The sequence below is a fragment of the Haloferax sp. KTX1 genome (genome assembly GCF_902410085.1).
GTDB lineage: Archaea > Halobacteriota > Halobacteria > Halobacteriales > Haloferacaceae > Haloferax > Haloferax massiliensis.
In genome coordinates, this window is sequence record NZ_CABPRH010000230.1 from 1 (window position 1) to 429 (window position 429).

Here is a 429-nt window from a genome sequence, read left to right on the forward strand (position 1 = left end):
GGTCGATTGCATCGGACGACGCCTACGACGTCGTCATCGTTCGCCATCGGAACCCGTCCAAAATCGCTCAACTCAGGAACACGTCCCCGCACAGACAATCGAAATCCGATTTTTATCTCCCGGAGTAGGTACCGATAGTCTTCGGCAAGTCAATACTGTTGGCTGTAACTATTTTAAGATATTCGCCACCCCAGGTGGCGAAATTCTTTACAGACTTACAGCCGACAGTACGAATGCCAGCCCGACTAGCAGTGGGTTACCTGTCGGGTCCGATCTGTACTTGACCCCACGACACATGGGCAGTGGGTAGTTTCCGTCGTGTGATCTCCGCTAACACGGCCAGTGCCGTGGTCCTCCGCAACGCTACAGCCAACAACCGGCGGTCGCTTCGGTGATTGTAACGGCTCCTCCCTGGCTGTGTGGGAGTAT

Annotated in this window: 1 pseudogene; it reads left to right on the plus strand. The window is 54.8% G+C overall.

The annotated features are described in order from the left end of the window. A pseudogene (locus FY251_RS23940) lies at positions 1-128 on the plus strand (universal stress protein); the annotation flags it as partial. Positions 129-429: the final 301 nt, after the last annotated feature.